13 protein-coding genes and 1 CRISPR repeat array (1 of these 14 running past the window's edge) are annotated in these 23,537 nt (G+C 38.4%); of the genes, 6 read left to right on the plus strand and 7 right to left on the minus strand.

Annotated features, from left to right (window positions below; all coding sequences use genetic code 11):
• Nucleotides 1-82: 82 nt before the first annotated feature.
• Both Q0983_RS01405 and Q0983_RS01410 read right to left on the minus strand, forming a co-directional pair.
• On the minus strand, nt 83-1,081 hold the full coding sequence (locus Q0983_RS01405) for a PorP/SprF family type IX secretion system membrane protein (RefSeq protein WP_299547627.1): 999 nt from the start codon (nt 1,079-1,081) through the stop codon (nt 83-85).
• A gap of 5 nt (nt 1,082-1,086) precedes the next feature.
• Nucleotides 1,087-7,167, minus strand: coding sequence for a PKD domain-containing protein (locus Q0983_RS01410; RefSeq protein ID WP_299547630.1), 6,081 nt, complete (start codon nt 7,165-7,167; stop codon nt 1,087-1,089).
• 185 nt (nt 7,168-7,352) lie between these two features.
• Here Q0983_RS01410 and Q0983_RS01415 point away from each other — a divergent pair, with 185 nt between their 5' ends.
• Nucleotides 7,353-8,267, plus strand: a complete 915-nt coding sequence (locus Q0983_RS01415; RefSeq protein ID WP_299547633.1) for a patatin-like phospholipase family protein — start codon at nt 7,353-7,355, stop codon at nt 8,265-8,267.
• 135 nt (nt 8,268-8,402) lie between these two features.
• Here the strand turns inward: Q0983_RS01415 and Q0983_RS01420 are convergent, their stop codons facing one another.
• Nucleotides 8,403-8,924 (minus strand): hypothetical protein, encoded by a 522-nt coding sequence (locus tag Q0983_RS01420; protein WP_299547636.1) that lies wholly within the window; start codon nt 8,922-8,924, stop codon nt 8,403-8,405.
• Between the two features lie 5 nt (nt 8,925-8,929).
• Nucleotides 8,930-10,504: an FMN-binding glutamate synthase family protein gene (locus Q0983_RS01425; RefSeq protein WP_299547639.1), complete on the minus strand. Its 1,575-nt coding sequence runs from the start codon at nt 10,502-10,504 to the stop codon at nt 8,930-8,932.
• A 148-nt stretch (nt 10,505-10,652) separates the two neighbouring features.
• On the opposite strand from Q0983_RS01425, the gene Q0983_RS01430 reads away from it, so the two are divergent.
• Entirely contained in the window at nt 10,653-12,983 is a 2,331-nt protein-coding gene (locus Q0983_RS01430; protein WP_299547642.1) for a UvrD-helicase domain-containing protein, read from the plus strand.
• Between the two features lie 211 nt (nt 12,984-13,194).
• Here the strand turns inward: Q0983_RS01430 and Q0983_RS01435 are convergent, their stop codons facing one another.
• The 3 genes from Q0983_RS01435 to Q0983_RS01445 are packed head-to-tail and all read right to left on the minus strand — an operon-like array spanning nt 13,195 to nt 16,039.
• Entirely contained in the window at nt 13,195-14,151 is a 957-nt protein-coding gene (locus Q0983_RS01435) for a hypothetical protein (protein ID WP_299547645.1), read from the minus strand.
• Nucleotides 14,152-14,159: 8 nt separating this feature from the next.
• A complete protein-coding gene (locus Q0983_RS01440) occupies nt 14,160-15,122 on the minus strand; it encodes a hypothetical protein (protein ID WP_299547648.1) in 963 nt (320 codons plus the stop codon).
• Between the two features lie 44 nt (nt 15,123-15,166).
• Nucleotides 15,167-16,039: an alpha/beta hydrolase gene (locus Q0983_RS01445; RefSeq protein ID WP_299547651.1), complete on the minus strand. Its 873-nt coding sequence runs from the start codon at nt 16,037-16,039 to the stop codon at nt 15,167-15,169.
• Between the two features lie 46 nt (nt 16,040-16,085).
• On the opposite strand from Q0983_RS01445, the gene Q0983_RS01450 reads away from it, so the two are divergent.
• The 4 genes from Q0983_RS01450 (at nt 16,086) to cas2 (ending at nt 22,820) form a co-directional block, all read left to right on the plus strand.
• Nucleotides 16,086-16,706 (plus strand): L-threonylcarbamoyladenylate synthase, encoded by a 621-nt coding sequence (locus Q0983_RS01450; protein ID WP_299547654.1) that lies wholly within the window; start codon nt 16,086-16,088, stop codon nt 16,704-16,706.
• Between the two features lie 521 nt (nt 16,707-17,227).
• A complete protein-coding gene (cas9, locus tag Q0983_RS01455) occupies nt 17,228-21,544 on the plus strand; it encodes a type II CRISPR RNA-guided endonuclease Cas9 (RefSeq protein ID WP_299547657.1) in 4,317 nt (1,438 codons plus the stop codon).
• On the plus strand, nt 21,541-22,461 hold the full coding sequence (gene cas1 / locus Q0983_RS01460) for a type II CRISPR-associated endonuclease Cas1 (RefSeq protein WP_299547660.1): 921 nt from the start codon (nt 21,541-21,543) through the stop codon (nt 22,459-22,461). The genes cas9 and cas1 overlap by 4 nt, the downstream gene beginning before the upstream one ends.
• Before the next feature lie 14 nt (nt 22,462-22,475).
• Nucleotides 22,476-22,820, plus strand: a complete 345-nt coding sequence (gene cas2, locus Q0983_RS01465; protein WP_299547663.1) for a CRISPR-associated endonuclease Cas2 — start codon at nt 22,476-22,478, stop codon at nt 22,818-22,820.
• 118 nt (nt 22,821-22,938) lie between these two features.
• Nucleotides 22,939-23,537: a CRISPR direct-repeat array (repeat unit 36 nt; unit sequence ATCCATAAAATTAAGGAACTGAAAGCAATTCACAAC) (it continues 1,258 nt past the right edge of the window).

Genomic DNA, 23,537 nt, shown 5'->3' on the forward strand with positions numbered 1-23,537 from the left:
TCGATTCCTCCTCGTAATGACGCAAAAAAGCAAAGTTAGCGGATTTCAGCTGCTAACTGATGACTGAATACTGGGACTGTGACTATTTTCTGCGTTCTAACCTGGCAGGATTTCTGCAGACTAAACAACTGGCAAGATAGGTTATGGAAAACTCGTAAACACCATCTGTCCTGCCAATTTTAGAGGTGTTAAAGTCATAAGAAAATCCAAAGCGCAATTGTTCAAGCTCTAAACCGGCAAAAGCATTAACGGACGTTAATAAATGGCTGTTATTACTGTTTTTTGCAGGATTAGTAACAGCAGTAGCTCCCAAAAAGAGCTTCTCCAATTTTATCATGGACGTCAGGTCCAGTCTGTTGTATTCACCTTGTTGCATATAATTGACTGATAACATAATGTCGTTATAATCATAGTAGGGAAATTTATAGTTTGCATGTATGGAATAAAAAATATCCAGTGGCAGATTATTGTTTTCAACAAAAGAAATATTAGGCCTGTTTAAATGTTTGATTGTGGCTCCTAACCATAGGTCCGTGCCATTTCGGGCATTTTTTTTATCAAAGACAAATCCCGCCGAAAAATCAAAAAAAGTAATATTCCTGTTAGCGTTTAAGAAATAGGCGTCTGATGTATTTGGGTTTATGGTTTCTGAAAAGATATTTATTTGATCGGATAAAACCAAGTTGCTAAAGTTGAATGATTTTGTTCCAAACCCGACCTCAATTGCCGGTCTGAAATACCACTCGTTTGCCAATCTTACATGATACGAGTAATTGATATTTCCTTGCAGGTGGTTGTATTTAGTGTTGTTTTCGTGTTGATTTAAAATACTAATACCCAAACCGCCAATAGTTTCAACCCAGGTATTGAAAAACACATAGTCAGTATCTACCCGTAAACCTAAATTAGGCCATTGGGTTCTATGAATTAACCCAAAATACGAAGCGTTTTCAAAGCCGGAAAAACCAGGATTTAAAGTTTCCGGAATTTGAAAATATTGACTAAATACGGGGTCCTGGGCTGTAACTTGATGACACAAAAAACTGCTGATAATTATTGAAAAGTATATTCTTATTTTCATTATGCTTATTTAATTAGGACAAAAGCACCTTTTGACTTTATGATTTCCCCGTAAAGCGTTACGCCGGAAAAAGTGAAGTAATAGTTGCCGTTTTCTGCGTTAGTGTCTTTTATTTTTCCATTCCAACCACGCAGGCTATCGCCTTCTTCGGAAAAAACCATACTACCCCAGGTATCGTAAATTTCAAATGTCATATTAGATAATCCGATCTGTGACGGCAGGAAAAAATCATTTAGTATATCATTATTTGGGGTAAATGCATTTGGTATTATCAGGCTGTAACCTTTTTGAATATTAAGTGTAATTGTTTTGGTATACACACAATCAAAAGGGTATACTACAGTTTGTGTGACCACATAGGTGCCTACCTCTTTGTATATGTGAACAGGGCTTTCTTCACTTGAAAATGTACCATCTCCAAAATCCCAGGATATTCCAATAAAATCTCCCGTAGAGGTGTTAGTAAATTGAATAGGGTCTTCAATAGAATAAAAGCCGTAGTTGATAAAAGCATTTGAGCTTATATCAAAATCAGGGTCACCTAATTCCGGAATATCTACATTATAGGAATACGATGTGTTACATCCTAAACTATCAATCACATCTATAGTTACCAGTCCATTCAGGTCGGTTTGCATGATCTCACCGTTAGCTCCGCTTATGGTGCCGCTGGACCAGGTAATTTGATAGGGAGGGACGCCACCACTTGGATTTGCTACAAAAGATTGTTCTATGGTTTTGGTATCGCAGTTGTGGTCTGTAATCACATCGACTTCTATTGCTAAAGGTTCAAAACGATTGACAATAAAGCTTTCAGAGATTTCACAACCGCTGGCGTCCGTAACATTTAGCGTATAATTCCCGGGCGGGATATTACTCAAATCCTCAGTGACGGCACCATTAGACCATCTATAGGTTAATGGTAATGTTCCGCCTGTTACAATAACATTAATAGCTCCTGTGTTGGCGTCGTCACAATCAAGAGCGTCGGTTTTGACCCCAGTTAATTCTAATGGATCAGGTTCTGTAATTACAAAGGTTTCACTTATTACACATGATTTTCCATCGATAATTGTAACCGTATATGTTCCTGGTCCAATATTATTTCGTTCAATGCCTGCTGTTGGGTCATCATCCCAATTCAAGTCTAAAGGGTCAATGCCTCCTTCCAGATTCAGTACTATTCTGGCATCATTTGCTCCATGGCACGACACATTGGCAACCTCCGGGGAAATTCTAAAGACAGGAGGTGAGGCAATTTCAACGGTGACTGATTTTACACAATCGGTGGCATCTGTAACCGTAATTACATAGGTGCCCGGTGATAAATTGGTTTGTACCAATCCGGAGCCTAAATTGCTCCAGGATACTGTATAGGGTGCATTGCCTCCGGTAATGCTGTTTATTGTAATAGAGGCATCATTATCACTGTAACATTCAATTTCTGTAGCGGTATAATCTATAATGATTTCATCAGATTGATTGATAATGACCTCCAAAGTGTCCGTACATCCTGATCGGTCTGTAACAATTAAATTATAGGTGCCTGAAAAAAGACCGGTTAAGTTTTGATTTGTGCTTGTAAAACCATTCGGTCCTGTCCAGCTGTAAGTGTAATCAAAAACACCCGGAGACACTTCAAAAGGCCTTCCGCCTGTGATGTTGATGTTGATATTACCTGTAGCCTCCCCAAAACAAATGACATCTACTTTAGAATCTAAGCTAACCTGTAATTCTGGTGGCTCAACAATTGTAAAGCTCTGTGAAATGGGTGCACAATTGTTAGCATCGGTTACAGTTATTTCGTAATCTCCCGATGCGAGGTTGGCTAAGTCCTGAGAGGTGTCATAAATTAAGCCATTTCTCGTCCAGTTATATGTGTATGGCTCCGTACCACCGGAAACTTCAATATTAATGTTACCGTCATTAGCGCCAAAACAAGAAATGGTTTCAGGGTCAAAATCTATGGTGCTGAAAATTAATTCATCAGGCTCGGTAATTGTAAAAGTTTCGTTATATGGACAACCACCGTCATCTAAAATAGAGACTGTGTAAGTGCCGGGAGCAAGGTTAGAAATATCCTCGTTTGAACTGTTAAAGCCATTTGGGCCGGTCCAATTGATTTGATATGGGTTTCCGGTAGGGAACGGCACGCCACCGGAAATGGTAATATCCAATGCGCCCCCATTATCCAAATAACAAAGGCTGTTGGATTGTATGGTGGTAATACTGATAGATGGATTAACAGTAACTACAACTTCAAAGGTATTCCCTATACATGTGCCTAATGTAGGTGTAACTGTATAGGTAACCGTAGCCGGTGCTATGGTAGTATTGGTTAAAGTTTGTGAAATTGAATTTTGAGGTGCAGTTTCTTGAGAAGCTCCTGTTATGGCTCCAACAGGATTGATCGCCGGGGTTGACCAGGTGTAGGTTGTCCCAGCGGGAGCTATGTCCCCTCCGGAATTATCCGGTGTGATGGAAAATGCATTGCCACTGCAAATAATATCGGATTTATTGCTGATGTCCGGTGTTTCATTTACAGTGTTTTCAGCTACTTGCGAGATGATTTCGGTACAGCCTCCGGATGAAAATGTAATGATAACATAATAAAACATAGTACCGACTGTTCCGGAAGGTGGCGTATAACTTGTACCGGTTTCACCGATTATTGCTGTACCTGTATTGGTGTCATTGATAGTATTACTGTACCATTGATAAGTCGGGATGCCCACCCCATCCGCATAGGCAATCGTTAAGGTGTTAAATATATCCCCAAAACATATGGTTTCCGAAACCGGCTGATTGGTAATAGTTGGAGCTGGGTTAATAATGACTTCAGCAGTGTTGCTCACAACACTACACCCGGGATTGGCCTGCGTTATGACCACATAATAATATTGAGTGCCTACGTTTGATGTGGGTGGTGTATATATGGCATTTGTAGCCCCAGGAATTAAAGTGCCTCCCGTATTAGAATTTGTTGGATTGCTGTACCATTGATAATTGTAGTTTGTGCCAAGGCCTCCGGAAGCTGTAACCTCAAGGTCTTGTGGAGCAACGCCTTGACAAAGGGTTTGTGATATAATGGGCTGACTAGTGATTATGGGATCGTCTACCACTACAACTTCGGCGACTTCACTGGTAATGGCACTGCAGCCGCTACCGCTGACAGAGATTTCAACGTAATAAAAATAATTTCCCGGTACTGTAAATGCCGGAGGCCCATAACTGATGGCTGTAGCCCCCGGAATGAGGGTCCCTCCTGTATTGGAGTTTACGGTATTGGAATACCATTGGTAGGTAACCGTACCGGTACCCCCGGAGTGCGTCACTTCCAAATCGGGGTTTGTTGAGCCGCCAACACAGATACTCTGTGTTGCTAAAGGGTTTGTATCAATCCGGATCCCATCAACGATCTCAACGCGTGCCACGTCTGATACGATTTCATCACAACCGGCACCGGAAGCGAAAGAAGCAATAACATAATAATAGGTGATGCTTACAGGATTGTTTGGTGGTGTGAAAGTAGCATTCGTTTCACCTGCAATGGCTGTGCCGGTAGTTGTATTATTAACCGTATTACTGTACCATTGATACGTTGGAGTGCCCGGGCCATTAACAGTAACGGACAGCGGTGTAACAGGTCCGTTTAAACAAATGGTTTCGTTTTGTGGCTGACTGGTAAATCCAGGAGCGGGGTCTACCGTAATTACTAAATTTACAGGAGTGCCTACACAACTTCCATTTGATGGCGTGATAACGTAAGTAACATCTTCAGAAGTTGTGTTAGAATTGAATATGGTTTGAACAGGAATTGTATTGGAAGTGCCGTTAGCAATAAAACCGGTAACACCGGCAGGTGCTGTAGCTGTCCATGAATATGTGGTCCCGCTGATATCTGAGGTCAGATTTACCTCAGTAGTCTCTGTTCCCGAACATATGGTTTGTGTTAGATCTGTATTGGTTATTGATGGCAGGGCATTTATAGTGAAAGTCTGTGAGCTGACTGTGGTTCCACAGCTTGTTGTAACATGAAATAAAATGTTATATGTACCGGGTGTGCTATATGTAATGGTTCCCGGATTAAGAGAATTAGTTGTTGCCGGAGAGCCTCCCGGGAAATCCCAAAGATAAATAATGTTTTCAGTTGAAGGTGCGCAGGTTTGTAAATTAGCGGAAGGGGTAATGGTAGCCGTACCGCATGAGTCTGCAATAGGATTTATTGATGTTATTGGTGGTTGTTTAACCTCAATGGTTTGAGAGGTGGTATCACTACCGCAGGTATTTGTTGTTGTAAGTGTTAAGGTGTACGTTCCGGCACTAATAAATTCAAATGATGGTGAGGCGGAGGTTTCATCAGAACTATTTGTAAAACTCCATTGTCCCGGACCGGTTCCGCAAAATCCAGGAGTATAAGCAACTTCCCAAAGATAGGTTACGCCATCACAGCTATTGCTTAAATCCGTAGTATTTGTGGTTTGAACTGCTAAGGGGGTACATCCATTATTGCTATCTAAGGTGAAATCAGCAATTAAATTAGGTTCAATGCATATTGTTTTTGTTATGGTATTTGTTACGCCACAGGAATTTTCAGCATACAGGGACACGGTAAAAGTGCCTGTTGAAGTATAGGTGTGAGTAGGGTTTCTATCTGTTGACATATTGCCATCTCCAAAATCCCAATAGTAGCCATCATTAACTGCACAATTATTGGTATAACCATCTAATGAGGTATTCTCAAACAATACAGGTGTATTGACACAGCTGGTGGGGGGGGCTTCGAAGTCCACTTCAGGTTTTCTTAATATAATTATAGGGCCCGCTGTTAAATTGGTCTGACCGCAAGAGGTTGTAATGGCTAAAAAGACAGTGTAGCTATCAGGACAACTGGTTTCCGTATAAGTGTGTGGTATTGGAAAATCTTGTGAGTTCACAGGGTCAGCAGCATTAAAATATACGGAAGCTTCTAATTGTGCTTGTGAATAGTTTACAATAGTGCCATCGCCATAATCAATATAATAATTAGTATCCGGGGGGTTGGTAGCCCATGCCCCTATGGCAAATTCTATAGGGTTGACAGGGGTACATAAATTCACTGTATTCCCGGGATTTACAATAGCTCCTGTAGGGTTGCTGGAATTCTTTACAAGATAGATAACCGAATTATCACAGTTAGTGCCTCTGGCTGTGATCTCCATATTAAAAGACCCTAATTGCGTGTAGGTGTGAGTGGCTGGAAAGGTGACGTTAGTTTCCACAGGGCTTCCATCTCCCCAATCTACATCGTATGAGTTTATACAGGATGCAGACACATTGTCAATACCAACATTAATAGTGAAGGAGGGGTCCAGAGTATTGTTGCCGCAATTGTTAAAGGGATCAAATCGATTGTCAATATCGTAAAATTCTAATCGAGGTTTTTGCTGTACGGAAACAGCTTTAGTAATAGAGTTGGTGCAACCGTTAGAATCAGTAACGCTTAAGGTAACATTTGAGTTTTGAAATCCACAACCAATGGATGTGAAAATATGGGATGGATTACTGGTAGTACTGGTTGTGCCATCTCCAAAACTCCAATTGTATGTAAACGGAGCGCTTCCTGTTATATTAGGTGTGAAGTTAACCGAAGTTCCGGAGCAGGCCCCGGGATTGTCAAAGTTAAAATCTACCGTTGGCAGATCATTTACAGTAACAGTTGCGGAACCATTTTCAGTGGTCGTATCATTATTGCCATCCGTCACGGAAATAAGTTCATAAACATAGGAGCCAACACTATTTGTGCTAACCGGGAGTGTCACAGAACTGTTGTTCCCCGTGGTAGAAATTGTTTGGTTAGCTCCATTATTAATTGAATAGGTGAACGTGTATGGCGTACTTCCTCCGGAGCCTGTAAATGTAATCTCCGGATTTGGAGAACTGTTTAAGCAAACATCGGTGGTGCCGGAAATAGAAGCATTGGGAGGTAAATTTGAAGATATCCCGAAGTTAAGGGGAAATGGAATAAAAGTTGTATGATTGATAGCAAATAAAGATGCAATTATTAGGATAGAAAATAATGCAACAAGAAACAACTTCTTTAGCATAAGTTATGGTAATAAATTAATAGCAATACTAAGGTATACATTCTTTTTAAGCTGATGTAATAAAATTCGAAATAAAGTAGTTTTTTTCTGTAAAACACGAAGTATTAAACAGGCGATTCAATTATTATTGTTTAGTAGTTCAATTATGAAGTCTAATTATTATATTTATGTATAAAAACGATTAAATGAGAGCATTAGTTATTTCCGGAGGAGGGAGTAAAGGCGCTTATGCCGGTGGTGTGGCACAGTATCTTATTGAAGAAGACGAAAGGGATTACGATCTGTTTTTAGGAACCTCTACGGGCAGTTTGTTGGTGCCTCATTTAGCGGCGGGTAGAATAGATAAGCTTCATGAGGTGTATACCAGTGTAAGTCAAAATGATATTTTTAGTGTAAACCCTTTTGTGATTAGAAAAAAGGGCAGGCGTGAGTTTGTTTCCATTGACTTCATTAATACACTTTGGCAATTTATACGAATGAAACGAACCTTTGGAGAAAGTAAGGCGTTGCGAAGACTGATTAGAAGAAAATTTACAGAAGAAGAGTATCATTTAATAAAGCAGACCAAAGATGATGTGGTAATTACGGTTTCTAACTTATCTAAAAACAGGGTTGAGTATAAATCTATTAACGTATGTACCTATGATGAATTTTGCGATTGGATTTGGATATCCTGCAACTATATTCCGTTTATGTCTTTGGCAACTAAAAATGGCCATGAGTATGGCGACGGAGGCTTGGGGTGCATAGTTCCAATACGTGAAGCGATATTAAGAGGCGCTAAAGAGGTAGATGCTATTGTTCTAAAGTCGGCGTCCTTAGATCAAACCAAGGTGCTTGGGCAAAACCCTTTTTCGTTAATGGTGAGTCTGTTTGGGCATTTGTTGGATAGAATGGAGCGTAATGATGTGACTATTGGCAAGCTGGCAGCTAAAACAAATGATGTACAACTCAATTTGTATTATACACCATCAAAGCTCACAGAGAACTCATTGATATTTGATAAGAAATTAATGACTTCCTGGTGGCAACAAGGGTTCGATTATGCAAAATTTAAGTGTGAGGAAGCCAGGTCTAACGAGTTGAGGGAGGAATATTAGAGTTTGTTTGAATGGCATCCATGTGATTAAGACCAGAGGGTCAAGGACCAAAGACAGGAGACGCAGGACAGAAGACCAAATTCCAAAAACTGAACACTGAGACTGCCCACTGCATACTGCCCACTGAACACTGCACTACCACAACTCAGCCACCTCTTCTTTTATAAAAGAAAGTGCGGCATCACTTGGTGCTTTGCGTTCCATCATTTCGGTTAAAATAACTTCTCTTAACTTATTGGCAGTATCCGTTTTTTCAGATAAACTTGCTTTTCTGATTAGCTGAATGGTAGCATTTTTAGCAGCAATGATAATGCTCCAACACCGGTCGCTTACATAGATTTGCTGGGACAGGTTATGCTCAAATTCCTGTTCAATGTTTTGTATAAGTAAAGATTCGTAATCTTCTTTATTGGAGGATATTGGCGTGACTCTTACCAGTAATTTCGAAGGTGTTAGTCTTTCCAAAAACAAAGCCATTCTTTCATAGGCTTGTAAACGTAAGGGAAGCGCATTAACCTGCAGATCTTTCTTCAATAGAAAACGTCTTCTGCCATCTTCATTTTTAGTATGTTCTCTAAAAAAATAATAGGCAATTACTCCGGTGATTACGGCAGGAACAGTGTATAAAAAAAGGTCGATAATTCGAGATACATCCATAGTAGTTATGCTTCGGTTTGGGCGTTATGTTTTCCTCCCAAATATACACATTCTTTTAAATCCTGCATGCCAGTAAACGGCACGGAAACCTTTTCATACATATAGGTTCTGTTCAGTTCCTTAGATAGATTATGGTCGTCAACATTCATTTCAATATCGCCCATTGTAAACTGGCAGGGATGTTCATAACCCGCTGCATGGGTAATCTCTATAAGTTCTTTTCTGAACGTTTTAAAATATTGTGCCAATCGAACCGACTTTAGCGATGTGTCAATCCCACTTTGCAACCATTTGCTTTGGGTAGCCACACCACTCGGGCAACGATTGGTATGACATATCTGGGCCTGTATGCAGCCAATACTCATCATAGCTTCCCGGGCTACATTAATGCAGTCAGCACCCATGGCAAAGGCCATAGCCGCTTTGGCAGGGAAGCCTAATTTCCCACTGCCAATAAATACTATACGTTCTGTCAGGCCTTTACTTTGAAAGAGTTTGTATAGATCACTAAAACCATATACCCATGGCAATGATACATGGTCTGCAAAACTGGGCGGTGCTGCACCGGTGCCGCCTTCACCACCGTCAACGGTGATAAAATCCGGGCCTTTACCGGTTTTTAACATAATATCTGCTAATGCCTCCCATTGGTTTAATTTGCCGATAGCGGCTTTAATACCCACCGGTAAACCGGTTTTCTCTGCGATGGCCTCAATAAAATCAACCAGTTCCGGGACATTTGAAAATGCCGAATGATTTGGAGGCGATAACACATCTTTTCCAACTTCAACCCCTCGAATACCGGCAATCTCTTTGGAGATCTTCTTACCGGGTAAAACACCGCCTTTTCCGGGTTTAGCCCCTTGAGATAATTTGATTTCTATAGCTTTAATGAACGGATTGTTTTCTACCAGTTTTACCATCTTTTCCATAGAAAAATGCCCGTTTTCATCTCTAACTCCAAAATACCCGGTACCGAAATGAAAAACAACATCGCCACCGTGACAGTGGTAAGGTGATAAACCACCTTCTCCAGTATTGTGGTAAGCATCTGCCAGATCTACACCTTTATTCAAAGATTCTACAGCCCTAGCCGAAAGCGAACCAAAACTCATGGCAGACACATTAATTATAGAGGCCGGTCTATAAGGTTTTTTTCGCTTGTTATAGAGTCCCATAACCTTAGCGCAAGGCAAAAAGGTTTTATCTGTGGCGTTGGGGTGATTGGCCTTAATTTTAAAGGGTATCATGGCATTGTTGACAAAAATATGCTGGTGTTCGTAAATATCTCTGTCGGTTCCAAAACCTTCGTAATTATTTTCCTTTTTTGCAGAGGCGTAAATCCAGCTACGCTCTATGCGGTTAAAAGGCAATTCTTCCCTGTTATTGGCTACAAAATACTGGCGCATTTCAGGGCCAATACTCTCCAGCCAATAGCGTAAGTGCCCAACTATGGGATAGTTATGGCTAATGGTGTGCTTCCTTTGAAAAAATACATCGCGAATGGCAACGAGCGCTAAAACAATTAAAACCCAGGCCCACCAGGGCAGGTTTGAAAGTGCGGTTAAAATTGAATCCATTAAAATTAGTATAGTAGTTTTAAGTAAAACATTTGAAGTTAAAGATATTTAAATTTTGTATAAGAACTAATTGTTTATAATTATTAATAAAACCCTTCCATTAAAAGCGAAACAATAGTTATTTTCACATGATAAAATTGAAGATGATTTGGAACAATATTTAAGCCAGTTAAATGATGCGCAATTGGCGCCTACTTTACAAAAGGAAGGCCCTATGATTGTTATTGCGGGTGCGGGTTCCGGTAAAACACGGGTGTTAACCTACAGGATTGCCTATTTGATGAGCCAGGGGATTGATGCGTTTAATATATTAGCGCTTACCTTTACCAATAAGGCGGCTCGTGAGATGAAAGAGCGTATTGCTACCATTGTGGGAGACGGAGAAGCGAAGAATTTGTGGATGGGGACCTTCCATTCCGTGTTTGCCAAAATCTTACGTATTGAAGCTGATAGATTGGGCTACCCAAGTAATTTTACCATTTATGATACCCAGGATTCGGATAGATTGATAGCGTCTATCATAAAGGAAATGAATCTTGACAAGGATATTTATAAATACAAACAGATCCGTTCCAGGATTTCGTCATATAAAAACAGTTTAATCACGGTCAGGGCGTATTTTCAGAATCCCGAATTGATTGAAGCAGATGCCATGGCCCGTCGCCCCAGAATGGGGGATATCTATAAGGAGTATGTGGAAAGGTGTTTTAAAGCCGGTGCTATGGATTTTGATGACCTGCTATTGAAAACCAATGAGCTTTTAACACGTTTCCCGGAAGTATTGGCAAAATATCAAAACCGCTTTAAATACATTTTGGTGGATGAGTACCAGGATACCAATCATTCCCAATATTTGATCGTTAGAGCCTTGTCTGATAAGTTTCAGAATATCTGTGTGGTTGGGGATGATGCCCAAAGTATCTATGCGTTCCGGGGGGCAAATATTAACAATATCCTGAATTTTCAAAAGGATTATGACGATGTTAAAGTGTTTCGGCTGGAGCAAAATTACCGCTCTACAAAGAACATTGTGAATGCTGCAAACTCGGTCATTGATAAAAACCAGACCAAGTTGGAAAAGGTGGTTTGGACCGCTAATGAAGAAGGCGGGAAAATTAAAGTCCATCGTTCTTTAACCGATGCTGATGAAGGGCGCTATGTGGCCAGTACTATTTTTGAGAATAAAATGAACCATCAGTTGCAGCATAGTGATTTTGCTATTTTGTATCGTACTAATGCGCAGTCGCGTTCTATTGAGGATGCTTTGCGTAAACGGGATATTCCTTATAGGATCTATGGTGGCTTGTCATTTTATCAGCGAAAGGAGATAAAAGACGTGTTGTCCTATTTAAGATTGGTAATTAACCCGAAAGATGAAGAGGCTTTAAAGCGTGTGATCAACTTTCCGCCACGGGGTATCGGGCAGACCACGGTTGATAAACTCATTGTGGCAGCTAATGGGTATGACAAACCCATTTTTGAAGTGATGAAGCACATTGATAAAACCGAGGTCATGATTAGTTCCGGTACCAAAACCAAACTTCAAAATTTTGTAACCTTAATTGAAAGTTACCAGGTTTTAAACCAGACCGCGGATGTTTTTGAATTGGCTGAACATGTTACCAGATCCAGTGGATTGATACGGGAGTTTAATAAAGATGGGACGCCTGAGGGCATTACCAGAATGGAAAATATTGAAGAGCTCTTAAACGGTATGAAGGATTTTGTTGAAGGCCAAAAAGAGCTGGCAGATGCTACCGGATCGTTAGCGGAGTTTTTGGAGGATGTGGCCCTGGCAACCGATTTGGATAATGATAAAGGCGATGCCGATCGGGTGGCTTTAATGACCATTCATTTGGCAAAAGGCCTTGAGTTTCCGTATGTGTATATTGTTGGCTTGGAAGAAGACCTGTTTCCCAGTGCCATGAGTATGAATACGCGTAGCGAATTGGAAGAAGAGCGCCGTTTGTTTTATGTAGCCTTAACACGTGCCGAAAAACAGGCGTATTTAACCTATGCGTTATCACGTTATCGTTGGGGAAAACTGATAGATTCCGAGCCAAGCAGGTTTATTGAAGAGATTGACGATCAATATTTGGATATTCTTACACCTCCCGAAGAGCGCCGATTCAATCCTATGTTGGATGCCGGTATTTTTGGTGATCCGGAGCCTGATAAAATCAGGTTTAAACCGGCAAAACAGTCCACGTTTAAAAAAGGTACTGCAAAAAAAGAACCTGCTAAATTTCAGGTGACTACACCTAAAAATCTAAAGCCTGTTTCTAAATCTAACGGAAACACTAATTTATTTGATAGTAAATTAGCCGTTGGTAATATGGTAAAACACTTGCGCTTCGGAACCGGTGAAGTTCTAAAAATTGAAGGTAATGGAGCAGATATGAAAGCCGAAATTAAGTTCGATACCGGAGGTGTTAAGAAACTTTTGCTAAGATTCGCTAAATTGGAGGTTGTTGGTTAGTTTTTAAGTAGCCGGTCACAGTGTTCAGTGTTCAGTTGGCAGTAGGCAGTTGGCAGTTGTAATTCCGGGTATACAGTTTTGGAATTTGGAATTTGAACCATCACTGCGCCTTTGCTCCTTTGCGAGAGAATTCAGTTGGCAGTTGCAATTCCCGGTATGTTGTTTTGGAATTTGGTATTTTGTTTTGGAATTTAGAACTCTGTGAAGAGCTCTACTTCACCATACAAACCGAGTTTATATTGCCTTTGCCGTCGTATTCCCTAACGTCATTGTTTGGATCGGTGATCCATTTGCCATCCACAATAAATTTATAATGGTGTTTTCCACCGGATAAAGGCACTACATATTTCCAGCCGTAGTCCATTTTGCGCATTTCATATTTATGCTCATTCCAATCATTAAACGAGCCGGCCAGAATGACCTTTTTCGCGTTGGTATATCCCCTTAATTTAAAGGCAGTGTATTCCTTTATATCGATCACCGAATTATACTCACCGTATTCATTAGGGGTTTTATTCGGGTTATGCGGATCTTCCATCCAATGTCCGTCAACTATAAAGCGATATTGGTACACATCCGGCTTCATTTGTAATGTTAATTCCCAGCCGTCAGAGGCCTTTTTCATTTTAAAAAGGGACTCGTGCCATTTATTAAATGATCCGGCTAAAATGACCTTTTTAGCCTTAGTGTAGCCCTGAAGTTTAAAATGAGCATTGCCATCTTTACTAGGGTGTGCCGTGTACATTTTCAGGTTATAGATACCACTTAGTTTCTTGCCATTTTTAATGGCCTTGGTAATATTGGGATCTCGCTTTGAGGGTTCTGCCCAATACGCATTGTTAATAACAAATTTGAATTCATAGGAGAACGCATCGGTGAAATCAGCGATGCTTTTTTTCAACTGGTAAATGTGATCAGCTACTTTATTCATTTTCCAGTGGTCCCTGGACCATAAATTGAATTCACCGGCAACCACCACATTTTCAATATCGAAATCTTCAAACTCCAGGATCTGACCCGTGTACTCCTGGGTGAATTTGGAATAGTCTCTGACATCAAATGTGAAAACTACAGAGTCACCTTCAATTTTATAGCCTTTAAAGGTGTCTTTTTGCCCATACACAGTTAGACTTAGAAAAGCCATAACGATAAAAGTGATATGTGACATTAGTGGTTTCACTTGTAGTTTATCGGGTAATTTATAAAGTATAATTTCTTTTTTTGATAATTAATAATAGTTCGTTTTTGAGCAAAAAACTCATAACCTAAAATACCGTCCAGATCGGTTCCAAAAGCTTCGTTCATTTTGCTCAGGTTGGTTAAAACAGTATACATAGGGCCAAAATAGATGGACTCACTTAATCTAACACGGTGCAACTTTCCTGCCAAAACTTCAACACGTCGTTTACTGACGCCTCTTAAAATCAACCGCTTTTTAGGAATAAAATACTTTAAAGCGTCTTTATTAATGCGCTTGTTTATCTGATTAAACTCTGCAGCGGTATCAATCCCAAATTTTATTTTTTGATTATTGACAGTGCCGTTCACCACAATAGTATGGTTTTTTAAATTAAAATCTAAACTATCAACTATTTTTTCTAAATATACATGTTTATCCAGGGTATTTCCAAACGCATCAACTTTAGACAGGGTGATCTGATTAAGATGCATATCTACAAAGACTTCATAATCTTTTAAGATATTATAACCAATAATGCCCAGGATCTTTACTTTTTTTGTCTTTTCTATATGAGACAGGTTGATGACATCAGAGGTTTTGTTTTCCAACCTAAAATTTTGAAGGATGAATTCTTTAATTTGCTTTTCGTACAGATCTTCAACCGAATGCAAAACACCAGAAGTACTTTGATTTTTCCTCTGATGTTCATACAAATCAGGAAAATGTACTTTGTTGAGTATCATACTTTCCGCACCGGTATCAATAATGAAATTGCCTCTTTGGTTCAATAATTCGGCTTCAACCACCATCAAATGATCCACCAGCTTAAACGGGATCCTGGTAGTATATTGATTCACTGTTTCGGCATTGGAAAAGAGAATGGGGTTTAATGCACCGGTATTAGCAAAGGCTAAATGGGTGCTTAAAGCAAGACATAATATGATAAAAGATCTTAGCATATATTACTAAGACTAATTTAAAAATGAAATGTTACAGGTTTTCTTTATAAATTGTTAATTATGAAAATTTTAAGTTTTGACCAAGTGTCTAAAAGATTGGCTCCTGTCCAGCCATGGGCTTCGTTGGGATATAAAGTAAATTCATGGTGAACGTTCAGGGCAACTAATTTATCACGCATAGCAGTGCCCTGGCTTGATGGTACCAGGGGGTCTAAACCGCCATAAAATAATATAGTTGACGGGGCGCTGGCAGTTACCCTATGGTACGGACTTAACATTTCTAAAAAAGCAGTGGATGGGTTTTCGCCGTAAATATCAATAATTTCCTGTAGATTGGGATCTGTGTTGTTTAGATAATGCGGATCCGTAAAGTTGGTGGGGCCTACAATACTGCAAACCATATTTACATTAGAGTCAGTGTCAAAAGCATAACTCCAGAGCAACGACAAATGACCACCGGCACTGCTACCGATAAACCCCGTTTTTTCTGAAATAGTATATTTAGATTTATTTGTTTTTAAGTAGTCAATAATACTGGTAATATCATCTATTTGCATGGGGAAAGGCGGATTTGAATCATCAGCCAGCCTATAGTTTATATTGGCTATCGCTATTTCGGGAATTTCAGTTTTGATCAGATCTTTCAGGTAGTTCATGGAGCTTTTGTCACCCGATGTCCATCCGCCGCCATGAACTAAAAGGAGTGTTTTGGTGTCAGAAGTTCTGTTGGCAGGTAAATACAGGTCGAAAGTCTGGTCAGTATCACTGCCGTATGAAATATTTAATTCCTGGTACGCTTTTGTAGGATCTATAGCATCCGGCGTGTTATTGTTGTTGGAATCTACCTGTTCGTTGGAACAGTTATAAGTAATACTGATCCAAAGGATATTTAAGATGATAAATCTCAGTAATTGCATAAAAAAATAATGTTTATTTTGTAAACGCTATCACAATATACTTATTATGGCTGAATTTTTAAGAATATACGAGGAAAACCCCAACCCTAAAGAGATTGACAGGGTGGTTGCTATTCTTAAAAAAGGCGGACTCATCATCTATCCTACGGATACGGTGTACGGTTTAGGGTGTGATATTACCAATATAAAAGCTTTGGAGCGCGTGGCACAGATTAAGGGTGTTAAGCTGGAAAAAGCCAATTTTTCATTTGTATGCCATGACCTGAGTAATTTGAGCGATTATGTAAAGCAAATAGATACTTCGGTTTTTAAAATATTAAAACGGGCACTTCCCGGACCCTACACGTTTATTCTTCCCGGATCTAAATCCTTACCAAACCCTTTTAAAAGGAAAAAGACCGTTGGTATTCGTGTGCCCGACAACAACATTGCTTTGGAAATTGTAAAACAGTTGGGGAATCCTATTATTTCTACCTCTATTTATGATGAAGATGAAGTGATTGAGTATACCACCGACCCGGAATTAATTCTTGAGAAATGGGATAACCTGGTAGACCTGGTCATTGACGGTGGTTATGGCGGTAATGAAGCGTCTACTGTGATTGACTTATCTGATGATGCCCCTGTAATTGTCAGGGAAGGGAAAGGAAGCCTGGAAATCTTTTAAAAATTTGATTTTTATCATACAATTATAATAAGATAATTCTTATATTTAAGCTCTCTCCATTAAGAATTATACAATACCTTTTGCTGTTATAATTATGTAATAAAAAGGAAGCGATGCTGCGGAGTTACTTTAAATGTTTTCACTCGGCGATTTCATTTTTATGGACTCGTTGAAACATTTAAATACATAAAAATGCCCCGTATTGTAAGACGAGGCGGCTTAAATGTTTTAGCTCGTAGTTTGATAATTTTTTATATAGAAACTCGTGAAACATTCAAGAATAAAAAAGGCGACAAGAATTAACCTGCCACCTTGAATGTTTTCACAACGGAATAATCTTTCCTATAGATGAAAAATAAATTATTAACAAAATGCGGGTTTCCGTAATGTAATTTTAGATAAGAGTTAGATATTAAAATAAAAGAAACCACTACCGAAGCAGTGGTCTAGATTTTCTCTGTGGCTCTATGGCCTTATTGTGAATTGTCTTTCAGGACTGTAAATATATAAAAATAAAAATTATGAAAAAACTGGGATTGGATTTAGGTAGTTCTTCCATAGGATGGTTTTTACGTGATGGTGAAGAGATTTTAAAATTTGGAACGGTAATATTTGATTCTGGAATGGTAAAGGGTACGTCGGGGTATTCTTCACCAACCAAAGATAGACGCGAAGCTAGATTAAAAAGAAATCCTATAAAAGCGCGCAAATACAGGAAGAAATTAATACTAAGTGTGTTGGTTGAAAAGAAAATGGTACCATTGACCAAATCAGAACTAGAAAATTGGATCAACTACAAAAAGGGAAAACCAAAGCGATTTCCAAATAGCAAAAATTTTAGAAAATGGCTGCAGTGCGATTTTAGCTTCGATAACGGATTGTTATATAAAAATCCTTATGAACTCAGAGTAAAAGCACTTGACCAAAAACTTAGCCCTATGGAACTTGGTCGAACCTTATACCATTTAGTCCAACGCAGAGGTTTTAAAGATATTGGCGAAACCAATAAGGAAACAAAAAAACAAATTGAACGAAGAGTAGAAAGCGGATTTCAAGAAGCGCTTCACAAACATCGTTCCATTGCAGATGCCTTACAAAATGAATATTTAGCAAAAAACTTAAGAGCAAGAGATAATTATCCCTATCGTGACGAGTATGAAGATGAACTGATAAAAATTCTAAACCACCAAGGTTATTTAATTAGTAAAAACCCTGAAAATCAATTTGTTGATAATTTTGTTCGTAGTATTCATAAGGCGATTATATGGCAACAGCCCCTCAAAACTCAAAAGGGCAACATTGGCAAATGCACCCTTGAACCCAAGAAAAAAAGATGTGCCGTATCACATCCTCTTTATGAAATTTTTAGAGCTTGGCAATTCATCAATACCATAAAGGTGAAAAATGAATCAGATGATTATGAATTTATTTCACAAGAATACCGAAATAAGCTTTTTAAAACCGTTTTTTTAAAGAAAGACGCTAACTTTAAGTTTGAAGTTATTAGAAAGGCATTGGATAGGCTCTATCAAAAAAATAAAACTTACAATTATCCGATTAATAGTAAGACCAATACCTATGAAACTACGGTCGCTGGAATGCCATTTTGCAAAAAAATTATTACACTCTATGGAGATCAAGCCGAAGAAGATTTAAACATAGTTGAAAAATTTACCATTGGTTCAATGTCTAAGCACTACAATGACTATTCATTGCTTGATATTTGGCATAACATAACAGAATTTGATGAAGATGCCCTTGTAAAATTTGGTAAAAATAAACTCAATCTTCGGGATAAAATAAGAAAACACAAAGGAGTAGAGAGGGCCATTTCACCTTTGGTTGAACTCAAGAATTTATTACCTAAGGGCTATGGTAACCTGAGTCAATTTGTACTTAGGAAGATAATTCCATTACTAAAGGATGGATTCTTATACAACGATGCCGTGCTTTTAGCCAATTTACCTAATGCTTTAGGCGAGAATTACAGTGAAAAAAAACAAACGGTTACTGATTTGTTAAATGAAGCTAACTCAATATACAACCACCGCAAAAAAGTTGTGCAAATTGTAAATAAACTCATAGAGGACTACAAAGGCAAAGTTGAAGCTTTCATAAATGGACATGAAGATAGTATTTTCGGATACAAAGACTTTACCTATCTTTTACAAGATTCAGACAACTATGATATAAAGAATGCTTGTGAAAACCACTTTGGAAAATCAAGATGGAAGAATTATCAGGAAAAAGACCTACTCATAAACGAAGTTGGTAAAGAGTATCAAGAGTTCTTTTTTGATGTTAATCGTGATTATAGAAAACTTGAAACACTTCAAGTGATTTTTGAAGAATTATTGAGGCAAGAAAACATAGTTCTCAAGAAATCACTTTATCATCACTCTAAAAGAGATAATCTTTATGGTGCCACAATAAAATATCGAAATACAGATATTGATATTCTTCCCTTGGCACAAACCAATGCTATTAAGAACCCAATGTTTAATAAAGCCATGAGTGTATTGCGGAAGCTTATAAATACATTAATAGTAAATGGTGATGTTGATGAATACACAGAGGTTATTGTTGAGATTGCCAGAGAATTGAATGACAATAACAAACGTATTGCCATAGAGCGTTACCAAAAGCAAAGAGAAAACAAACGCAAGATGATTAGGGCTTTTCTACATGAGTACAAAGCCAACAATAAATTAACTCTTAATGTAGAAGAAAGCATACAACAGTTTGAGTTGTGGGATGAACAGATTTTAGAAGCAACCCATGATGAAAAGGGAAAAAAACAACTAAACATTGACCGAAAAGAAATACTTAAGGAAAAAAGCGCCATAAAACGCTATGAACTTTGGATGGAACAAAAAGGGCAATGTATGTATACTGGCAAAATGATTTCCATTAGTCAACTTTTTTCATCAACTACCAATATAGAACATACCATTCCAAGAATTTTATTACCCGACAATACTTTGGCAAATCAAACCATAGCATTTGCTGACTATAACACTAAAATTAAAAACAGAGAGCTGCCAATTAATTTACCCAATTATGAAAAAGACGTTGACGGTATTGGCACAGCTATTAAGCCCAGACTTGCTCAATGGGAAAAAGTGAGAGATGGTTTTAAGATGGCTTTTGAAACTCGCCAGAAACCTAAAGGTGTAGAAGATGAAAAAACAAAAAACACTAGAATACAGGAAAAGCATTTTTACAAAATGCACTATGACTATTGGAAAGATAAAATAGAACGTTTTACTGCAACAGATGTTAATGACCAGTGGGCAAGACGCCAGCTTACCGATACACAGAGCATAAGCAAATATGCTAGAGAGTTTTTAAAAACATATTTCAATAAAGTAGCGGTGCAAAAGGGTTCGGTTACTTCAGATTTTAGGAAGATGTTAGGCTTTGAAGATAAAGAGAATCCTAAGAGCCGTGCAAAACATACACATCATACTGTAGACGCAGCAGTATTAACATACATTCCTTCAAATGCAAGTAGAAGAGACACTTTAATTAAAAAGATGTATGACTTAAAGGACAAAATAGGGGATCAATTAGATTATAAACCTCACTCTCATTTTAATTCTCAAAAAGTAAAAAATCAGATTGAAAATAATACATTAATATTCAATTATAAAAAGGACAACGTGGTTACGCAAACCTTTAAAAAGGTACGAAATGCTGGCAAAATTCAGTACAAAAAAGAAAGTAATGGCAATAAACTCTACAACCAGCCATTGATGCAAGCAGGTGATACCATACGCACGTCCTTATTTAAAGATTCATTCTTGGGTAAAATAAAAAATGTAGAACGTTTTGAAGACGGTAGTCCAAAACGAAACATTGAGAATACGGATTGGGTTTACAAAACAGGCGATGATGAGTTTTCTTATGTAAAAAGAGAAGATATTTCAAAAATTTCAAGAGCAAACCTAAACGATATTGTTGATCCGCATTTGGCAGAACATATTGCAGGTCAATTAGGAAATAAACCAATATTAGATTTTCAGGGTAATCCTATACGCCATGTCAGGATTAAAAAGAAAGCGGGCAAACAAGTCAAAAAGCGTGTAGACTACCTTAGTGATAAAGACTATAAGAACTTCTTTTATGCAGAAAGTGGCTCAATTCCATATGGAATAATGCTATTTAATCCCATAAACGATGAACGTGAGTTGTTACAGGTACACGCCTATCAAGTATCAGAAGTGTTTCGAGCTAAGCGGAGATTTGATATTGAATATTTTGTTGAACGATACTTCCCCGGGAAAACAAGGTATAAAAAGCTATTGCTTAGAATAGGACAAAAGCTTTTGGTACTAAAAGATGATTTTGATTATGAACAACGAAAAGAATCAGAATTTCAAGGAAATCGACTTTATAAAATCATAAAAATCGATAATGGTAGTCTTTGGTTAAAATACCACTTAACGGCTACGGCAGATGATAATATTGACGCATTGGTAAAAGAAAAGAAAGATGAAATTTTATGGAACTACGAAAAGAGTTTTGGTTTACCAAAAGTTGTAGAAGATAAGAGTATCGAAGATATCAAAACTAGAAATGAAGATTTACAACGACGTAAATATAAGTTAAACAGTTGGAAAGATTATAGGATACAACGTTTGGTTGATAAGATAGGAAAAGATAAAGCCAGTGAAGTTAAAAAGGAATTAGACAAATTTAAAAAGGTAAACTCAACCATTGAAATTGAAGGAGAAACTCCTTTACTTAAACTCAATACATCAAAAAGCTGGAATTTTCTTTATGAAGGTACGGACTTTGAATTGTCAATTTTAGGGGAATTAATTTTTAAAGAATGATAAAACGCACCCTCTTTTTCAGCAACCCAGCCTATTTAAGCACCAAAAACCAACAATTGGTGGTCAACTTTCCTGAAGAAGGTAAAGACGAAAAGACAATCCCGATTGAAGATCTGGGCTATGTGGTATTGGAAGACCCTCAGATCACTATTACTAATGGCTTGTTGATGAAATTAGTGCAAAACAAGACCGCAGTGATTACCTGTGATAAGCAGCATTTACCTTGTGCCTTATTGCAACCTTTGATAGGCCATACCGAACAGACCGAACGGATGCGTCACCAACTAAATGCCAGTATCCCTTTAAAAAAGAACTTATGGCAACAAACCGTGACCGCAAAAATAGACAACCAGGCCAGTCATTTTCTGTCCAGGGGGAAAAATGCATTACGATTAAAACGGTATACCAAAGCGGTAAAAAGTGGCGATCTGGGTAACCAGGAGGCTTTGGCAGCAGCCTTCTATTTTCAGAATTTGTTTCATATAGACGGGTTCAGCCGGAATCAAAAGGGCATCCCTCCCAATAACCTGCTCAATTACGGTTATGCTATTTTACGTGCCGTTGCAGCCCGGGCTTTGGTAAGTAGTGGCTTGTTGCCTTCAGTGGGCATTTTCCACCATAACAAATACAATGCCTTTTGTCTGGCCGATGATGTCATGGAACCTTACCGGCCATTTGTAGACACTATGGTATATGACATTGTGGAAAGTGGCTGTAACATTGAAGAACTCAATAGAAATATCAAGGCCGACCTGTTAATGATCCCGGCTATGGATGTTGTGATAGACGGTAAGCAAAGTCCATTGATGAATGCGATGAGCAGAACAACGGCGAGTCTTTATGAATGTTTTGAAGGCACCCGCAGAAAGATACTCTATCCGGAATTTCGCTCATCATTACAAACATTTGTGGGTTAAAATGAAAGCTTTCTATGGAGTCTTATCTCACAAGATTAAATCAATACAGATGTATGTGGGTTTTAGTGTTTTTTGATTTGCCTACAGAGACCATAACTGAACGTAAAGCGGCAACGCGCTTTAGAAAAAATTTGTTGGATGATGGGTTTGCCATGTTCCAGTTTAGTATCTATATGCGGTTTTGCCCAAGTCGTGAAAACGCAGCGGTCCATATCAAACGTACTAAAAATGCGTTGCCTAAAAAGGGAAAGGTATGTGTCATGCAAATTACCGATAAACAATTCGGGATGATGGAACTGTTTCATGGCCAAAAAGAAGTAGAACCCGAACCGCCAAGTCAACAACTCGAATTATTTTAGGATTGTCATTCCTGCGAAAGTAGGAATCCATATTTAATGAACCAGTTCTTTTTTGGGATTTTAACTAACCTCATAAAAAACAGGATACCAGCCTGTTACAGCAAGTATCCTGTGAATCATCCATAAAATTAAGGAACTGAAAGCAATTCACAACTGAAAAGAATTCTTCCCGTCACTTCGGCGTCCTGTGAATCATCCATAAAATTAAGGAACTGAAAGCAATTCACAACTATTACTATATACTGAAGGCACTTTTTACACCTGTGAATCATCCATAAAATTAAGGAACTGAAAGCAATTCACAACAATGGATTATTTGTTGCAAATGAACTTAATCCTGTGAATCATCCATAAAATTAAGGAACTGAAAGCAATTCACAACTACAATAGGTTCAATATCTAATTCATACGACCTGTGAATCATCCATAAAATTAAGGAACTGAAAGCAATTCACAACAAAGGAATTTGAAAATACTTTAAAAAACACCTGTGAATCATCCATAAAATTAAGGAACTGAAAGCAATTCACAACAGAAGCGGTGTTTAAACGCGTGGGAAAGTTCCTGTGAATCATCCATAAAATTAAGGAACTGAAAGCAATTCACAACCAATCTACTTTTTAAGTGCCGATGGTGGCGCCTGTGAATCATCCATAAAATTAAGGAACTGAAAGCAATTCACAACTATGACAGGGCGTACAACGAGGTTCAAAATCC

Source organism: Seonamhaeicola sp., assembly GCF_028281565.1.
In the GTDB taxonomy this organism is placed as follows: domain Bacteria; phylum Bacteroidota; class Bacteroidia; order Flavobacteriales; family Flavobacteriaceae; genus Seonamhaeicola.